Raw genomic sequence first — 17,032 nt, 5'->3', positions numbered from 1 at the left:
ATCTCAAAAGCGATCAGTTGTGTGGAATTTAAGTATTGATAGTCTAAAAAACTCTTTTGCGTATTTTGCTTGAATTTACCTTAAAAACAAGACTGTTTTTTGCAAAATTTCAAAAAATATTTCAAATTTCTATATTTTTACTAAATTTACTCTCCAAATTTAGTAAAATTTGCTTTGTCTCTAAGCCGTTTCCGCCACTATATCCACCAAGCGAATTTACTCCAACTACTCTGTGACAAGGTATGATGATAGGGATTTTGTTTTTTGCATTTGCATTTCTGAGCTCTAAAGGCGTTTGGTGAGCCGATAATCTCGGCGATTTGCTTATATGTTACGATTTTACCATAAGGGATTTGGAGCAGTGCCTTATAAACTTTTTGCTCAAACTGGCTTCCTTGCAGCTCAAATTTGGTGCTAAATTTAGTCAGTTTACCAGCAAAATACATTTCAAGCTCTTTCAAGCAAAGCTTTAAATTACCATCTTTTGGAGAAGTTTTTACAAACTCATCACAAAAATCAATGCTACAAATTTTGCCATTACTTGAAGAAATCTTTAAATTTCCAACCAATGATTTTAAATATGCTATTTCCAAATTTTAACCTCTTCTTTAAAAAATTATAAAATATTAGATTTAAGTTTCTTTTTTCTTTTTTTATTTTATATAATTTATGATAGAATTATACAAAAAATTTTATTAAAGGAAAAATTATGAGTTTTTTTGATGACTACAATAAGGCAAAAGAAGAAAGAGCAAAACTTGGCATTCCTCCGCTCCCACTTAGCAAAGAGCAGACAAAAGATGTTTGTGAGCTACTTAAAGCCTGTGCGACAAATGAGCTTGTAGAGCTTCTTGCAAACCGCGTAAATCCAGGTGTTGATGACGCTGCAAAAGTGAAGGCTGAGTTTTTAAATGAGATTATAAATCATGATTTAAAATGCGATTTGATAGATAAATTTGCGGCGATTAAAATGCTTGAGCCAATGCTTGGTGGATATAGCGTGATCGTGCTTGTAGCAAGTCTTCATAATAGTGATGAAAAGATCCAAGAAGCAGCTGCAAATGTGCTTAAAAATACAATTTTTGTTCATGATTATTTTAATGATGTTGCAAAACTTGCAAAAGAGGGCAATAAATTTGCAAAATTAGTTTTAGAAAGTTGGGCAAATGCTGAGTGGTTTAAAGCAAGAGCTGATATCCCTGAAAAAATCGAAGCAATAGTTTTCAAAGTAGCTGGAGAGACAAACACAGATGACCTAAGTCCAGCAAGTGATGCATTTAGTCGCTCAGACATACCTTTGCACGCAAACGCAATGCTAGTCAAACGCCAACCAGGTAGCTTAGAAAAAATAGCAGAGCTAAAACAAAGCGGACGTGAAGTCATATATGTAGGCGACGTAGTGGGAACTGGAAGCTCAAGAAAAAGCGGTATCAACTCTATCCAATGGCATCTTGGCCGCGAAATAGACGGCATCCCAAACAAAAAAACAGGCTGCGTGATACTTGGTAGTATAATCGCTCCGATTTTTTTCAACACTGCTGAAGATAGCGGCGCATTGCCAATAGTTGTAAATGTAGATGGCTTAGAAATGGGAGATAAAATCGAAATCTATCCATATAAAGGCGAAATAATAAAAGAAGGCAAAGTGGTAAAAACATTTAGTCTTGAGCCAAACACACTAAAAGACGAAGTAAAAGCAGGCGGCAGAATCCCGCTAATCATAGCTAGAAGTCTTTGTGCAAAAGCTAGAGCTGAGCTTGGTCTTGGGGCTGAAGATATATTTATCAAACCATCCCAACCAGCGAGCGACAATGAACACGGCTACAGTCTAGCTCAAAAAATGGTTGGTAGAGCGTGCGGAGTTGAAGGCGTAAGAGCTGGTATGTATGTAGAGCCACTAACTCTAACAGTAGGTAGCCAAGACACAACTGGACCAATGACAAGAGATGAGATCAAAGAGCTAGCAAGCCTTGGATTTTCAGCTGATTTCGTACTTCAAAGCTTCTGCCACACTGCAGCCTATCCTAAACCAACTGACGCTTTGATGCATAAATCATTGCCTGATTTTATGATGAGTCGTGGTGGCGTGAGCCTTAAACCAGGTGATGGTGTCATCCATTCATGGCTAAATAGAATGGTTCTTCCTGATACCGTGGGTACTGGTGGCGACTCTCATACACGCTTCCCTATAGGTATAAGCTTCCCAGCTGGTAGTGGCCTTGTGGCGTTTGCAGCAGTTCTTGGCTCAATGCCACTAAATATGCCAGAATCAGTTCTAGTAAGATTTAAAGGTAAAATGCAACCAGGAATTACCCTAAGAGATCTTGTAAATGCGATTCCATATTACGCTATCAAAAAAGGTCTTTTGACTGTAGAGAAAAAAGGCAAAATCAACGTATTTGCTGGTAAAATTTTAGAAATCGAAGGCTTGCCAGATCTAAAAGTAGAGCAAGCATTTGAGCTAAGCGATGCAAGTGCTGAAAGAAGTGCTGCAGCTTGTGCTATCGCACTAAATAAAGAGCCAGTTATAGAATATCTAAAATCAAATGTAACTCTAATAGATGCAATGATAGAAGCTGGATATGGTGATGAGCAAACTCTAGCTAGAAGAAGAGATAAAATGAAAAAATGGCTAGACAATCCAACTCTTCTTGAAGCTGATAAAAATGCAAAATATCACACAGTTATAGAGATCGATATGAATGAGATCGCTGAGCCAATCCTTGCTTGTCCAAATGATCCAGATGATGTAGCTACACTTAGTGAAATCCTAAATGACCCTAAACGCCCACACAATATAAATGAAGTATTTGTGGGTAGTTGTATGACAAATATCGGTCACTACAGAGCCTTAGCTGAAGTGCTAAAAGGCGAAGGTCAAGTCCCAACTCGTCTTTGGATAGCTCCACCAACAAAAATGGATGAGAAGCAACTAAGAGCAGAGGGCAAGTACTCACTATTTGGCGCTGCAGGAGCTAGAACAGAGGTGCCAGGATGCTCACTATGTATGGGTAACCAAGCAAGGGTCGCAGATAATGCAGTAGTATTCTCAACTTCAACAAGAAACTTTGACAACCGTATGGGTATGGGCGCTCAAGTTTACCTTGGCTCAGCTGAGCTAGCAGCAGTTTGTGCTATGCTAGGACGTTTGCCAAGTGTTGAAGAGTATATGAAAATCGTTCCAGCTAAACTAAGCGGCAAAGAAAACGAAATTTACACTTACTTAAATTTCAATCTTATACCAAATTTCAAGCTTGATTGCTTTTAAAATTTAAATCCGCCTTTGTGCGGATTTTACACACATGAGCCAAATTTATTTGGTATTCATAACTATTTAAATATACTTTAAAACCATTTACTATACAATCCATACTTATTAAATTTACAAAAAGGGTTTGTTTTGGACGAGTTAAAATCCACTCAAAGTAGCGCTTTATTTACTGATTTTTACGAATTAACCATGGCTCAAGGATATTTTAAAGAAAATATAAATCACAAAGTTGTGTTTGATATGTTTTTTAGAAAAAATCCATTTAATGGCGGTTTTTCCGTGCTTTGTGGTACGCAAACTCTTCTTGATAAATTGCTTGATTTTAAATTTAGCGATGAAGATATAGAGTATTTAAGATCACAAAATATCTTTTGTAATGAGTTTTTAGACTATTTAAAGAGCTTTAAATTTAGCGGTGATATTTATATGATAGATGAGGGCAGCGTGGTATTCCCTGATGAGCCACTACTTAGAATCCACGCAAACTTAATAGAAGCCCAAATCATCGAGGGCTTAGTGCTAAATATTATAAATTTTCAAAGCCTGATCGCGACAAAAACAGCTAGAATCTGGCTTGCTTCACAGTTTGCTCCTATCATGGAGTTTGGATTAAGAAGAGCTCAAGGATATGATGGAGCGATGAGTGCTACAAGAGCTGCGTATGTAGGTGGATCGAGTGGTACCTCAAACACTCTTGCTGGACAAGTCTATGATATACCAGTCATGGGGACTATGGCTCACTCTTGGATCATGTCTTTTCCAAGTGAGCTAGAAGCGTTTAGGGCATATGCTAAAATTTATCCACAAAACTCAGTCTTTCTTATAGATACCTACGATACCTTAAAATCAGGCGTCAAAAACGCCATTATAGCAGGTGGTGAGCTGGTGGAAAAAGGTTATAATTTTGGCGTTAGGCTAGATTCTGGAGATACATCTTATCTAAGCAAAGAGGTAAGAAGGGAGCTAGATAAAGCCGGCTTTAGCAAAGCCACTATTTCAGTATCAAACGAGCTTACAGAAGACATAATATCTGCCCTAATAAATAGCAAATCGCCAATAGATAGCTGGGGCGTGGGAACTCACATGGTAACAGGGGGCAATGAGTCATCATTTACTGGAGTTTACAAGCTTTGTTCTAAATTTGATAAGCAAAAAAATACCATGGTTAGTGTGATGAAATTTAGCGACAATCCGCACAAAACAACAAATCCAGGCATCAAAAACGTCTATAGGCTTTATGATGAAAACGGCATGAGTCTAGCAGATATTTTAGCTCTAGAAGATGAACTAATAGAGCCAAATAAAGAGCAAGTATTACATCATCCAATGCTTGATTACAGGCAATTTACCTGCAAGCCAGCACGCGTAGAAGCCTTGCTAAAAATCCAGCTAAAAGATGGCAAAAGAGTTCATCCAAAACTCTCAAGCGCACTAGAACTAGCAAAAAGTCGCCAAAATCTAGCAGAGCAGTTGGCTAAATTTGATGAATCGTATAAAAGGATTTTAAACCCACACGTTTATAAGGTTTCGATTTCAAAAGCACTAAAGGAGCTAAAAGTCAAATTTGTCGAGCAAAATATCAAGTAATAATTTATATTTTATTTAACTTATAGCTTTAAAGTGATATTATACTGACACAATTTAGTCAAATTTATAAACAAGTAGCAAATATGAAACATACAACAATATCTAAACAGTTAATCATATCTTCACTTATTATCTCAGTGCTTTTTACTGCGGTTATTTTTTATATCATAAATGATAGCAAGCACAGACAGCTAAACTCGATTATAAATGACCAAGTTTTTTATATGCAAAACAACATAGACAAGGCACTACTTGGCTTGTATAAGCTAGAAGCTTTCATTATCGGAGCCAAAGGCAAAGATGTAAATTTAGAAATAATTGGAAAATATCTTATCGATCCAAAATATACTTTTATAAGAAATATACTCATAGCTCCTGGCGGCGTAGCCTCTCAAGTATATCCATTTAAAGGCAGCGAAGCAGTCATCGGACTAGATTTGTTATCAAATACAAATAAAACGAACAAAGAAGCAAGATACGCTTTAGAAAACAACAAAACGTTTGTTTTCACAGGTCCTTATGAGCTCGTAGAGGGAGGTATGGCGATATCTGTTCGTACACAAGTCGGCTTCAAAGAAAATGGCACCGAAAAAAACTGGGGCTTGATCTCCATCACATTCAACTTTCCAGAAGTCATGCACAACGCCTTTATAGACATTTTGCAAAAGAACGGATACGCCTACAAGATATCCAAGCTAGACCCACAAACCAAAAAATACGTAGCAGTAATCTTAAGCAATTGGGAAAACGAACACGTAGATGAGCCAGTTGATTTCAGCGTAAATGGAATGGATTTTAGGATAGAAGCTCATCCAATAGGTGGCTGGCATAACTACTTTTATATCATTGCTACAGCGTTTGGACTGTTTTTTTCTATCGTATTTTTATCTGAAATCACAAAATACTTGACAAATATACGCAAAGAAGCGTCCATAGATTCGCTCACAGGAGCTACAAACCGCGTGCATGGCGAAAAACTAATCAAACAAATCATCAAAAACAAAAGCTATAAAAATTACGCATTTATACTTTTAGACATAGATCATTTTAAAAATGTCAATGATACTTTAGGTCACAAGCTAGGCGATGAAGTCTTAAAGATAAGTGCGAACATTTATAAATCCATTTTTAGTAAAAATAGCGTTGTTTACAGGCTTGGCGGAGATGAATTTGTTATATTTTTGCTAGATAAAGAAGATATCCAAAATCTAAATTTAAAGCTATCAAATTTACTAGATAGTATGAGAAGATCTATCATCAACAAAGACCAAAAAGTAGCCATAAGCTGCAGTATCGGCGTGGCATTTTGTCCTGATGATGCGAGCAGTTTTGAAGAGCTTTATGAACGAGCAGACAAGGCTCTATATGAGTCAAAATCTAAAGGCAGAGATAGATTTACATACTATAAAGATATCAATTAATTGTTTACTTGTAAAAGTCGATTAACAAGGAGAAAATATGAATAAATCGGTATTTATAAAAGTTGGTATTGTGGCAAGTTTAGTTTTGCTTAATAGCGCCATATTAGCTAATGAAGATAAACCTATTGTGTTAAAAACTATGGGGAGTTTATTTTTTGGTGGAACTGTTAAACAGCTTCCAAATGGAGAAACTTTTCATGGAGATCATGGTTATGCACAGTTTTATATACCACAAAAAGCACACAATTATCCTTTAATTATGTGGCATGGAATTGGTCAGTCTGGGCGTAGTTATGAATCTACTCCAGATGGGAGGGAGGGCTTTCAGGCTATTATGCCTAGAAGAAATTGGGCTATTTATATAATTGATCAACCAAGACGTGGTAGAGCAGGAAGAACGCTTTCAACAGAAATTATACAAGCCGTACCTACAACTATGAGAGAAAGCTCTGCTTGGAATGCTTTTAGAAATGGCATTTGGAATTTACCTCAAAAACCTTACTATTATGCAGATACACAATTTCCACATGATCCTGCTTCTATTGATGAATTTTTTAGACAGCAAACTCCAGATACGGGAGCAGAACCACGAAATTTAGAATATTATAAAAGTATGGGTAATGCTATGGGAGAATTACTCAAACAAACAGGTTCGGCTATACTTATTACTCATTCTAATAGCGGAAAATATGGGTGGTTTAGCGGTATAAAAAACCCAAAAAGTATCAAAGCTATTGTGGCTTTTGAACCAGGACATATTGTTTTGCCAGAAAATGAAAAAGTCATAGATCCACCTGCTGGGACGGAGGCTGCTGGTAAAAATATGCAACCTATTAGAGTAAAAGAAGAAGAATTTAAAAAGCTTACTGGTATGCCAATTTTAATAATATACGGCGATCATATTGCAACAGAACCAAGTACTATATTTAATGTAAATATTTGGAGGCTTTCTAAAATTAGAGCAGGACAATTTGTAGAAGCAATCAATAAAAGAGGAGGAGATGCTAAGGTTATTAGCCTACCAGAACTAGGACTAAAAGGCAATACTCATGCTCCTTTCGCTGATAAAAATAATCTGCAAGTAGCAGATATTGTAGAAAAATTCTTGCAAGAAAAAAAGCTTAACGGTGAAGATTTAGGTTACGCTGGTCCTAAGAAAAAAAATATACAAAATTATACTATTCCTATTGTAGAAGAACCAGTGACAGAAAGCAAATAAAACAGCACGTAAAAACTCTATCGTGCCAAGCTAAACCAACAAGAGTAAATTTACCCATAAAAGATAAATTTACTCTTGATCAAAAACAACTTTTACCCACTTCAAATTTGTTATAATCCACCAAAACACAAGGAAACACATGCGACAAAAAGCTATAAATGAAGCTTCTATAAATGATCTTATGGAAGTATTTTACGAGAAGATTAGGGTGGATAAGGATTTGGGCGAGATATTTAATCACGCAGTTGGCACAAGCGATGAAGCGTGGGAAGCTCACAAGCAAAAGATAGGTGGCTTTTGGAGTAGCGTGCTGCTTGGCAGTGGCGTTTATACTGGCAATCCACTACAAAAGCATTTTGAGTTGCCGCCATTTCCAAGAGAGTTTTTTAGCATTTGGCTGGGACTTTTTGAAGAGAGTTTAGATGAGATCTATAGCCAAGAGTGCAAAGCCGTAATCTTGCAAAAAGCCCAAATGGTAGCAAATAGATTTATGAATATGCTTTATACAAATTAGTTAAATTTAAAGCTCGTTTGGCCTTCTTATGCTTTGTATTATCTCAAATTTAAGTCAAATTTAGCTAAAATCTACCATCAAATTTACAAAAGAAAAATTATGCAAAGATACAACACAAAACAGATAAAAGTAGGCAAAGTAGCTATCGGCGGAGACGCACCTATCAGCGTGCAGTCTATGACATTTTCCAAGACTCGTGACGTTAAAGCCACGCTTGAGCAGATACAAAGACTGTATTTTGCTGGGTGTGATATAGTTCGCTGCGCTGTGTTTAACAAAGAAGATATCACTGGACTTGAGCAGATAAAAAAAGAAAGCCCACTTCCTATCGTGGCTGATATTCATTTCAACTACGCTTACGCGCTAGCTGTGGCGAAATTCGTCGATGCGATAAGGATAAATCCAGGCAATATAGGCGGCAAAGACAGGATAAAAGCTGTCGTTGAAGCTTGCAAAGAGCATAGCATTCCTATTCGCATAGGGGTAAATTCAGGTAGTCTTGAAGAGCAGTTTGAAAAGGCTCATGGCAGAAGCGTAAAAGGCATGGTAGAAAGCGCACTTTACAACATTCGCTTGCTTGAAGAGTTTGATTTCACAGATATCGCTGTAAGTCTTAAATCAAGTGATGTACCAAAGACAATGGAGGCTTATAGAGCCTTAAGACCTTTGGTTGATTATCCATTTCATCTTGGCGTGACTGAGGCGGGGACGACGTTTCACGCTACTATCAAGTCAGCTATCGCTCTTGGCGGGCTTTTGCTTGAAGGTATCGGCGATACGATGAGAGTGAGTATCACTGGAGAGCTAGAAGAGGAGATCAAAGTCGCCAAGGCTATCTTGCAAGACACAGGCAGACAAAAATCTGGACTAAATATCATCTCATGCCCGACTTGTGGTAGGCTCCAAAGCGACCTTATGAAAGCCATAAAAATAGTCGAAGAAAAGACCAAACACATCACAATGCCGCTAAATGTCAGCGTAATGGGCTGCGTGGTAAATGCCATAGGCGAAGCAAAAGGCGCAGATGTAGCCATAGCCTTTGGCAAGGGTAATGGTCTAGTCATGAGAAATGGTGAAGTAGTAGCCAAGCTAAAAGAGAGCGAGCTAGTGGATAGATTTTTGGCTGAATTAGAAGATGAAATAAAACTAAGGCAAAGCAAATAATGGCTATAAATGAAGAAATAATGCAAAATCTGTATGATTTGGATATGGAGCGTGGAATCCTCTCTGCGATACTCTTTAGCGAAGACAATCTAAGCGAAATTTACGATATCGTAGCTCCTGTGGATTTTTATCTCAAAGGTCACGCCGACATATACGCAGCCATGGTGGAGTGCGTCAATCATGATGAGCCAGTAGATATGGCATTTGTCAAAAAACGTCTTGGGAGTAAATTTGATGATACGATTTTTAGCAGCGTGGTATCGACTAATTCTATCTTAGATATCAAAAAATACGCCGAAGAGCTAAAAGAAAAATCTATCAAGCGCTCACTTGTCAAAGTCGCCCACAAAATCCCAAATAAAGTCAATGAAGACAAACAAAGCCGTGATATGGTGGATGAGATAAGTGGCGAAATCTACTCGCTTGTAGAAGGGGCTAGCGCTGGACTTATCAAAGATAGCAAAGAGATCGTAATCGATGTAATAAAAGAGCTTGAAAAACAAAAAAATCTCATAGACCGCGATATAGTAGGGCTTGATACTGGATTTAGAAGCCTAAATGAAAAAACAAAAGGCTTCAAAGACGGCGATTTAGTCATCATCGCAGCTCGCCCTGGTATGGGTAAGACTACATTTGTTCTAAATTTAGTCCAAAAAGTCCTAAACCAAGACCTTGGCGTGGTATTTTTCTCTCTTGAAATGCCATCAACTCAGCTCATGCTAAGACTGCTTAGTGCTAAGACTTCCATACCACTCCAAAACCTTATGACAGCAGATATGGACAATGAAGAATTAAGTCGCCTAAGTGATGCCTGTGATGAGATGAGCCAGAAAAAACTCTTCGTCTATGACAGCGGAAATGCGACCATACACCAAGTAAGAACACAGATGAGAAAGCTCAAAGCCAGCCACCCAGAAATCCGCCTTTGCGTGATCGACTACATCGGACTTATGACAAACTCATCAGCCTACACAGATAGACACTTGCAAATCGCCGAAATCTCACGTGGACTAAAGCTACTAGCTCGTGAGCTAAACTTGCCAGTCATCGCCTTGTCTCAGCTAAACAGAAGCCTTGAAGCAAGAGCTAATAAACGCCCAATGCTAAGTGATTTGAGAGAATCAGGGGCGATAGAGCAAGATGCTGATACGATACTTTTTGTCTATAGAAACGACGTTTATCTCGAGCAAGAAGAAAAAGAAAGAGAACAACGCGCTAAGCTTGAGGGCAAAGAGTACGCTAGAAAATTTATGCCAAACAAAATAGAAGAAAACGCAGAAATCATTATCGGCAAGAACCGTAATGGTCCAACTGGCACGATAGAAGTCATCTTCCAAAAAGAATTTACCCGCTTCGTGGATAAGACTTATTCGGCTCCGCTGCAAAGCGTGGCGTTTGAGGGCTAGACTTTATCTTTGTTTTTGACAAACCAAAAAACTCCTAGCACTGCGATACAAACTATCGCTGCTAGGACTGTTGCGGTTCCATTTGGAGAAGACAAAAACATATCGCCAGTATTCATTCCAAAAAATCCAGTTATTAAATTTAACGGCAAGAAAAACGCAGAAATAATAGTAAGAATATACAAATTTTTGCTATGCTTTTTATCGTTCAAAGATGAGTAATAGCTAAAAACCATAGATAGTTTTAGAGCTGTATCATCGATGATTTTATCGATTCTTCCAAGCGATTCATTAAGCGACCTTAGCTCTTTTTTATACACAGCAAAATCACTCGCAAAGTCGCCAACTGCTACCATAAAATACTGATGTAAAGCAGCGAAATTCGTAAAAGCTCTTTTGAGTTTGAAATATTTTTCTAAGAAATTTTTATCAAATTTGCTCTTATATGTGAGATTTTCTATCTCTAAAATCTGCTCTTCATACTCATCTAATGAGTCTTTGAAATACTTGAGTTTGGTATCTAAGCTTAGCTTTAATTCTTCAAAGCTTATCTTTGTAAATTTACCCTCACAAGTGTAAAATATCTCATCATTTTGAAAGATATATCCATCGTTTTGGCTCTTAAAACTTGTGCTAAGCATGAGAAATTTATACCCATCTCCGATGAAATACCCACTTCTACTGGAGATTTTTTCTAGCTTTTTTCTATGCTCGTCACTTATCATATACGCCTCTTTTTGCGTAAAATGCCTTTTTGAACTCTTTAAATTTGCCTTGCATGATAGCTTGCCTCATTTGCTTGACTAAATTTAGATAATAGTGCAGATTATGAAGACTTGCAAGCCTAAAAAACGTAAGCTCTCTAGCCTTGTAAAGGTGGTTTAGATAGCCACGACTGTAGCGTTTGCAAGTGTAGCAGTCACAGTCTGGATCAATTGGCAAGTGGTCGTTTATGAACGCAGCTGATTTGATATTTATCTTGCCAAAAGTGGTAAAAAGTGTGCCGTTTCTAGCATTTCTTGTAGGCATCACACAATCAAACATATCCACGCCACGCTCCACATTTTCCACCAAATCCTCAGGCGTACCCACGCCCATTAGATATCTTGGTCGTTTTGGATCGATGTGGGGCATCACGGCTTCAACCGTATCATACATCTGCTGATTGCTCTCTCCTACGCTTAATCCACCTATAGCAAGCCCGTCAAAGCTCATCTCACACAGTGCCTCAGCGCAAAACCTGCGTGCTTCAAAGTCGGTTCCACCTTGGATAATTCCAAATATATTTTGATTTACACCTATGCCTTTTTGTTTGTTTTCTTCATGATAAAGACTTGCCTCTTTAGCCCATTTTATCGTACGTTTTATGCTTAGCTCGATGCGTTCTTTAGTCGCTGGCAAAGCCACAAGATCATCAAGGATCATCATGATATCACTGCCTAAATCATACTGCGTGTCTATGACGCTTTTTGGAGTGAAATAGTGCATACTTCCATCTATATGGCTTTTAAATTTAATACCATTTTCATCTGGTTTTGAGATTTTAGATAGTGAAAACGCCTGAAAACCGCCACTATCAGTCAAAAAACTTCTATCAAATTTACTAAATCCATGAAGCCCACCAAACTCACGCACGACCTTGCTTGTAGGGCGAAGATATAGGTGATATGTGTTGCCTAGTATTATTTTAGCATCAAGAATTTCTTTTAGATCAGTCGCATCTAGGCTTTTTACAGCTCCCACAGTTCCTACAGGCATAAAAATCGGTGTTTGGATCGTAGAATGGGCTGTTTGTATAGTGCAAGCTCTTGCATTGCCGTCTGTTTTATCTATTTTAAAATTCATTTGTGCTACAATTCCTTTTTTAAATTTGGAGATTTTATTTTATGAAAAATATCTTAATAATTGCGGATGGTATTTTAGCAAAACATTTCTTAGAAAGGCTTTTTAATAGTAAAAACAACAGCCTTCACAACTATACGATAATCACTTATAATGATGAAACTATCCCGCAAATGCAAACCAATTTTGAGAATTTCTCGTTTTTGAGCTTTGATCCAACTAGTCTTGCAAAACTGAGTAAAAACATAAAACAAGATTATGAAAAATTTCTAATAATTATGGATAGCGAGTTTGATACAAAATCCGTCTATGAAAATCTCAAAAAAATAAGTCAAAAAACAGAGATAGACATTATGGATCAATGGGGTCTTGAAGATGAAATTACCACAAATGACTTTAGATTAAGACTTATTGATGCTAGGAAAATTCTTAGCTCTAGATTTATGGACTTTTTGCCAGATGTCCCAGTAATCGCTGATAATATCGGTCTTGGAATTGGCGAAATCATGGAAGTGAAAGTTCCAAATGGAAGTAGCTATGTTTATCGCCATGTCGGAAACATACGCAAGAAAAAGTGGAAAATAGCTATGATTTACAGAAGTCAAGACTACATTATAGCCACTCCTGAGACTATCATTTTGCCAAATGACGTGCTTTTGATAGTCGGCGAGCCTAGAGTGCTTGAAAGTGTATTTCGCGCTGTCAAAAAAGAGCCAGGACAGTTCCCAAGCCCATTTGGCAACAATATATATTTGATTTTAGATATGAAAAGAATGAGCCAGGAGCGTATTAATTTACTCATTAAAGACGCCATACTCATTCACTCAAAACTAAACAACAAAAAGCTTTTTATAAAAGTCATTAATCCGACTCTAACAAGCATATTTTCAAAGATAAAAAAGCTCGCCACAAAGAGCATTTATGTATCGATCGACTATCAAAATACAGATTTAAACATCACAAAAGCAAATATGGGAGAGCTTGATATCGGTCTAATCATCACTGATACAAAGACATTTAATGCTAAAAAACAAGTTTTTTGGACGCTTAAAACTCCAGTTTTAAAAATAGGTGAATTTGGCTTTGCTACTGTTAAAAGTGGCGTTATCGTGGGAAATGAAGATGACGCAGAGCACCATTCAAGCGTTATTATGGACTGTTGCAAACAGCTTGATTTTGATATAGATTTTTATCATTTTGATACTAAATTTAGCTCAAATACAGACAGCTTAATAGAACATTTTGAAAACCTATCAAAGCTATTTAATAAAAAAGTAAATATCATAAAAGACGGACAAAATCCACTGCTTAAACTAAGAAAAAGAGATGATATATTGCAATTCATTTCGCTTAGTCAAAAGATATTTGAAAACCGTTTTTTAAGTATTTTTAGCAAAGATACTGATAAATTGCACTATATACTTGATAAAAACTATCAACTATTTATCCCGCAAAATGACAAAATTTAAAAAGGAAATGCTATGAAAAATACAGCTTTTATCACAGGAGCTACATCAGGATTTGGCGAAGCAGTCGCTAGAAAACTAAGCCAAAATGGATACAAACTAGTCTTGCTAGGACGTAGAAAAGACAGGCTCGAAAAACTTAAAAATGAGCTTGGAAATGCTTATATCATAAATGTAGATATAAGGGATAAAAATGCGCTTTTTAAGGCTATTGATGAGCTTCCAAGCGAGTTTAGAGATATAGAAATCTTGCTAAATAACGCTGGTCTTGCTCTTGGTCAAGAAAGGGTAATGGAAGCAAATTTAGACGATTTTGAAACGATGATAGATACAAATATCAAGGGCTTATTGTACGCTACAAAGGCGATTTTGCCGATAATGAGCCAGAGAAAAAGCGGATATATTTTCAATCTTGGCTCAGTTGCTGGAGCGTGGCCTTATCCTGGAGCAAACGTTTATGGTGCGACAAAAGCATTTGTCAAGCAGTTTAGCCTTAATCTTAGAAATGACGTAAAAGGCGAAAATATAAGAGTGACTGAGATAGCTCCAGGTATCGCAAAGACTGAGTTTAGCGTGGTTCGCTTCAAAGGCGATGAGGCTAAAAGCGACGCAGTTTATAACTCTACAAAATATTTAAAAGCCGAAGATATAGCTGGGATCGTGCTAGACTGTGTAAATTTACCAAAAAGCGTAAATATAAACTCACTTGAAGTCATGCCTACAACTCAAAGCTGGGCTGGATTTTTCTTCGAAAAAGAGTAAGCTTGAAAAATCTTGATTGCAAATATTTAGGGAGTTGTGGGAGTTGCGTTTTAAACACAAGCTATGAAGAGCAAATGGAGTTTAAATTTAATAGTATCAAAGAGCTTTTTAGCGAATTTTATGATGGCGAATTTGAGTTTTTTGATAGCGGGATAACTGGCTTTAGGAGCAGGGCGGAGTTTGGTATTTATCACGATGAGCAAGGCATTAGCTACTCAATGCGTGGAAGCAAGGTTAAATTTATCAAAATCGATGAATGCAAAATCGTCGATCCAAAGATTGCTGCTCTCATGCCAAAGCTTTTAGAATATGTGTCGCAAAAAGATGAGCTAAAAACAAAGCTTTTTGGAGTTGAGTTTATCACCACAAAAGATGAAATTTTAGTCATACTTTTGTATCACAAAAACGTTGAGCTTATCAAATCAGAGTTAGAAAATCTCAGCCTTAATCTTGGTCTGAATTTGATAGCTAGAAGCTTTAAGAAAAAACTTGTTTTTGGTAGCTCAAACCTAAATGAAGAGCTTATTATATATGATAAAAGCTATTTTTATACATTTGGCGATGGGGCTTTTATCCAGCCAAACAGATCGGTAAATCAAAAGATGATAAGCTGGGCTTTAGGCTGTGCGAATGACGGAGCAGATTTGCTTGAGCTATATTGCGGACATGGTAATTTCACCATTCCACTTAGCTTTAAATTTAGCAAAGTCTTAGCAACTGAAGTTAGCAAAGCTTCTATCGCAAATGCTATGAAAAACTGCGAACTAAACGGCGTGAATAATATCAAATTTACAAGGCTTAGTGCAGAGGAGTTAATGCAAGCTTTTAACGGTGTTAGAGAGTTTAACAGACTCAAGGATACTTGCTTAAAAGATTATAATTTTAGCCATATTTTAGTTGATCCGCCACGCGCAGGATGCGATGATAGCGTGCTTGAGTTTATGAAAGATTATGAAAATATAATTTATATTTCGTGCAATCCTTTGACACTAAAAGAAAACCTAAAAACGATTTGCAAAACGCATAAAGTAATTAAATTTGCTATGTTTGATCAGTTTGTACATACAAATCATATTGAGTGTGGAGTTTTGCTTAAAAAATTAGCTAAATAAAGTTGATTGAGAGAAATTTAGAGGCTTTCACCTCTAAATTTTACTTATTTTCGCAAGTTTTTGAAGCGACCATTTGACTAAATATATCAAATAGCTTATGAGATCCTTCTTCGGCTTTTTTGAATTGTCCTATGACAGAAGTTAGCGGAGCGTGATTTTGCGCCATATCGATAGCTTTATTTATTGATTCATGCACTTGTTTATGAGGCTCTATGATTTTGCTAAACTCTGGGGTATGTCCAAATACCTCTTTGCCTTTTCCATCGTACCACTTGCCAAGACGGCAATTTATATGGTCGCTCATAGGCTCGTAATTTTTAGTTAGAACTTTACCATAACCAGTGATTTTGAATACAACGTGGTCGAGCTTCGCAAGAGAAGCAAATATCTCATGAGATATGACCTCAGAGCTGCATTCTATATATTTTGCACTAGAAACTAAGTCTTGAAATTTTCCTATAAACTCTTCGATATGTCTGTTTGACTTCATAGAGATTGTCTCTACTTCCTCGCTTTGAGCAAACATATCGCTAGCATTTTGTTTTAGTAAATTTATATTCATTTCGACTTCAGCTGTAGCTTTTTGTGTTCTTTCAGCAAGTTTTCTTACTTCATCAGCAACGACAGCAAACCCACGTCCATGCTCTCCAGCACGTGCTGCTTCAATAGCCGCATTTAGGGCAAGCAAGTTAGTTTGGTCTGATATATCTTTGATTAAATTTATAACATTTGTTATCTCATCAACACTTTTATGAAGATTTTCTGCTGTAGCACGAGATTTATTTGATGAGTTGTTTGTGATCTCATTTAATGAGTTCATAAGCTCATTGCTTGTGCTTGATAAGATTTGTATATTATCTATATTTTGAGCTACTTGATCAATAGTTCCGTGAGAAAGCTCCAAGTTTTTTTCAATTCCTGCTTGAATGTTTCTTATACTCTCTTTTGTACCACCAACCATAGTATCTGCCATTTCTGAAATAGCGTCACAATCGATATTTTGAGCTACTTTTTCTTTTAAAACATCAATCTCAGAGCTCAAAGCCTTATTTTTTTCGGTTTGCTCCTCAAGTTGTTGTTTAAGACTTGTGATCTGTTCTTCGTATTTTTTGATATCTTTGCTAGATGAACCAAACATTTTTAAACTCCTTAAAGGTGTATTTAGATACTCTTATCTGTTCTTACAAAGATTTTACATTAAATGAAATTAAAATATACTGAAAATAAAACAAGAAAGATCAAATAATAAAATAAATGAATATTGATTTTTT

The 17,032-nt window shown here is 36.8% G+C and carries 13 protein-coding genes and 1 pseudogene; 10 read left to right on the top strand and 4 right to left on the bottom strand.

Annotation, left to right across the window (positions count from 1 at the left end; all coding sequences use genetic code 11):
* Window positions 1-121: 121 nt before the first annotated feature.
* Window positions 122-593, bottom strand: a pseudogene (locus CIG1485E_RS04530) (methylated-DNA--[protein]-cysteine S-methyltransferase).
* Between the two features lie 116 nt (window positions 594-709).
* Here CIG1485E_RS04530 and CIG1485E_RS04525 point away from each other — a divergent pair.
* The 7 genes from CIG1485E_RS04525 (at window position 710) to CIG1485E_RS04495 (ending at window position 10,582) form a co-directional block, all read left to right on the top strand.
* Window positions 710-3,268: a bifunctional aconitate hydratase 2/2-methylisocitrate dehydratase gene (locus CIG1485E_RS04525; RefSeq protein WP_038454198.1), complete on the top strand. Its 2,559-nt coding sequence runs from the start codon at window positions 710-712 to the stop codon at window positions 3,266-3,268.
* Between the two features lie 132 nt (window positions 3,269-3,400).
* Window positions 3,401-4,858, top strand: a complete 1,458-nt coding sequence (locus CIG1485E_RS04520) for a nicotinate phosphoribosyltransferase (RefSeq protein WP_038454195.1) — start codon at window positions 3,401-3,403, stop codon at window positions 4,856-4,858.
* Window positions 4,859-4,941: 83 nt separating this feature from the next.
* Window positions 4,942-6,279, top strand: coding sequence for a sensor domain-containing diguanylate cyclase (locus CIG1485E_RS04515; RefSeq protein WP_038454192.1), 1,338 nt, complete (start codon window positions 4,942-4,944; stop codon window positions 6,277-6,279).
* A 37-nt stretch (window positions 6,280-6,316) separates the two neighbouring features.
* The gene (locus CIG1485E_RS04510; RefSeq protein ID WP_051870923.1) at window positions 6,317-7,498 is read left to right on the top strand and encodes an alpha/beta hydrolase; all 1,182 of its coding nucleotides are present in this window, start codon (window positions 6,317-6,319) and stop codon (window positions 7,496-7,498) included.
* Window positions 7,499-7,637: 139 nt separating this feature from the next.
* On the top strand, window positions 7,638-8,012 hold the full coding sequence (locus tag CIG1485E_RS04505; RefSeq protein ID WP_038454189.1) for a group III truncated hemoglobin: 375 nt from the start codon (window positions 7,638-7,640) through the stop codon (window positions 8,010-8,012).
* A 96-nt stretch (window positions 8,013-8,108) separates the two neighbouring features.
* Complete coding sequence (ispG, locus tag CIG1485E_RS04500) at window positions 8,109-9,176, top strand: flavodoxin-dependent (E)-4-hydroxy-3-methylbut-2-enyl-diphosphate synthase (RefSeq protein ID WP_257721064.1); 1,068 nt, start codon at window positions 8,109-8,111, stop codon at window positions 9,174-9,176.
* Window positions 9,177-9,193: 17 nt separating this feature from the next.
* Window positions 9,194-10,582: a replicative DNA helicase gene (locus CIG1485E_RS04495; protein WP_231723701.1), complete on the top strand. Its 1,389-nt coding sequence runs from the start codon at window positions 9,194-9,196 to the stop codon at window positions 10,580-10,582.
* Here the strand turns inward: CIG1485E_RS04495 and CIG1485E_RS04490 are convergent.
* Together CIG1485E_RS04490 and tgt are read right to left on the bottom strand one after the other, a co-directional pair.
* Complete coding sequence (locus tag CIG1485E_RS04490; protein WP_038454178.1) at window positions 10,579-11,304, bottom strand: CorA family divalent cation transporter; 726 nt, start codon at window positions 11,302-11,304, stop codon at window positions 10,579-10,581. The genes CIG1485E_RS04495 and CIG1485E_RS04490 overlap by 4 nt on opposite strands.
* Window positions 11,294-12,424: a tRNA guanosine(34) transglycosylase Tgt gene (tgt, locus tag CIG1485E_RS04485; RefSeq protein ID WP_038454175.1), complete on the bottom strand. Its 1,131-nt coding sequence runs from the start codon at window positions 12,422-12,424 to the stop codon at window positions 11,294-11,296. The genes CIG1485E_RS04490 and tgt overlap by 11 nt, the downstream gene beginning before the upstream one ends.
* A gap of 41 nt (window positions 12,425-12,465) precedes the next feature.
* Between tgt and CIG1485E_RS04480 the strand changes: the two genes are divergently transcribed.
* The 3 genes from CIG1485E_RS04480 to trmA are packed head-to-tail and all read left to right on the top strand — an operon-like array spanning window position 12,466 to window position 15,761.
* Window positions 12,466-13,890 (top strand): COG3400 family protein, encoded by a 1,425-nt coding sequence (locus CIG1485E_RS04480; protein ID WP_038454172.1) that lies wholly within the window; start codon window positions 12,466-12,468, stop codon window positions 13,888-13,890.
* Window positions 13,891-13,902: 12 nt separating this feature from the next.
* A complete protein-coding gene (locus CIG1485E_RS04475; RefSeq protein WP_038454168.1) occupies window positions 13,903-14,649 on the top strand; it encodes an SDR family NAD(P)-dependent oxidoreductase in 747 nt (248 codons plus the stop codon).
* 2 nt (window positions 14,650-14,651) lie between these two features.
* Window positions 14,652-15,761 carry a tRNA (uridine(54)-C5)-methyltransferase TrmA gene (gene trmA, locus CIG1485E_RS04470; protein ID WP_038454166.1) on the top strand — a complete coding sequence of 370 codons (1,110 nt, stop codon included), beginning with the start codon at window positions 14,652-14,654 and terminating at the stop codon, window positions 15,759-15,761.
* 40 nt (window positions 15,762-15,801) lie between these two features.
* Here trmA and CIG1485E_RS04465 read toward each other — a convergent pair whose 3' ends face one another.
* Entirely contained in the window at window positions 15,802-16,899 is a 1,098-nt protein-coding gene (locus CIG1485E_RS04465) for a methyl-accepting chemotaxis protein (RefSeq protein ID WP_038454164.1), read from the bottom strand.
* Between the last annotated feature and the right edge of the window lie 133 nt (window positions 16,900-17,032).

Source organism: Campylobacter iguaniorum, from assembly GCF_000736415.1.
GTDB classification, from domain to species: domain Bacteria; phylum Campylobacterota; class Campylobacteria; order Campylobacterales; family Campylobacteraceae; genus Campylobacter; species Campylobacter iguaniorum.
This window is presented reverse-complemented; position numbering and strand designations above follow the sequence as displayed.